Annotated in this window: 2 protein-coding genes; both read left to right on the forward strand. The window is 56.6% G+C overall.

Features of this window, described 5'->3' with window-relative positions; translation table 11 throughout:
* Positions 1–145 (forward strand): citrate/2-methylcitrate synthase (locus tag WDC82_RS25105; RefSeq protein WP_340120193.1); only part of this gene is annotated, 145 nt, incomplete at its 5' end.
* Between the two features lie 174 nt (positions 146–319).
* The gene (locus WDC82_RS25110) at positions 320–826 is read left to right on the forward strand and encodes a hypothetical protein (protein WP_340120192.1); all 507 of its coding nucleotides are present in this window, start codon (positions 320–322) and stop codon (positions 824–826) included.
* Positions 827–1,015: the final 189 nt, after the last annotated feature.

The raw sequence follows: 1,015 nt of genomic DNA on the forward strand, positions 1-1,015 counted from the left end.
GGTGCTCTTCGCCGTCGCCCGCACGGTCGGCTGGGTCGCCCAGTGGCGCGAGATGATCGAGGATCCGAAGCAGCGCATCAGCCGCCCGCGCCAGCTCTACCACGGCGAAACCAAGCGCGAGTACACCCCCCTCGACAAGCGCTGAGCCGCAAGGTCGAAGCCACGAAAAAGGGCGCCCTGCCGAGAGCAGCGGCGCCCTTTCCTTTTGCGGAGAGCCTTAATCGGTGTTCGCGCGGCGCCTCTTTAGGTTACCTTTGTAAGGGGGCGACGCTGTCAGGCGACTGTCCATTCGTGACGAAGTCAGAAGGACAGTCAGCCGATGGACGAGTGCAGCACAGGAGAGCTGATCGGGTCGTTCGTTTTCTTTTTTCTGCTTATTGTCCTCATTCACGCCGCGCCGATGGCCTATCTCTTTCGGCGGTGGGGACAGCGATGTCTTCTGGGGCTTGTTCCTGCTGCCTTGTGTGCCATGGGGACAGCCTCGTCTCTCAGCTATGACTTGCCCTGTGGACTGATAGAATCAAAACAGGTCGCCTTTATTCTAGCAGCAGCATCTTTCTCTGTTTGTTTTCTTATGCTGGTGTTCTTCAAGCCTGATTTGAGAGGTGACCACAGGTTTACTACTATCTTTCTCGCTATTCTTTGCTTCCCACTGCTCGGAGCGATTGTGGCCACGGTCTGGCTGTTTTTGAGCATGGGACGTAGTCGAGTTCTGTTGGATAATGGGCGTGCAGTTCCGATCAAAGACCGGTTCATTGAGACTTTGTTTTACGTCGGGGTGATCATTTTTCTTGCAGCCTACATCGCCTATGGAGAGCTCAAATAGGGTCCCCCACCTCACGGACAGCTAATCCGAGAGCTGACCTTCTTCCCGATTAAGCTTTCAGGCTCTCCAGGATACACCGCGCCGCCGCACGCCGAAAACTTCCTGCACATGATGTTCTCGGTCCCCTGCGAGGAGTACAAGATCAGCCCGGTGCTGGCGCGCGCCATGGACCGCATCTTCATCCTGCAC

The sequence above is a fragment of the Pelagibius sp. 7325 genome (assembly GCF_037652055.1).
Classification (GTDB): Bacteria; Pseudomonadota; Alphaproteobacteria; order Kiloniellales; family Kiloniellaceae; genus Pelagibius.

Excerpts from the sequence above, each read along its gene's own strand:
- WDC82_RS25110 (WP_340120192.1), top strand. The coding sequence starts at position 320 with ATGGACGAGTGCAGCACAGGAGAGCTGATCGGGTCGTTCGTTTTCTTT.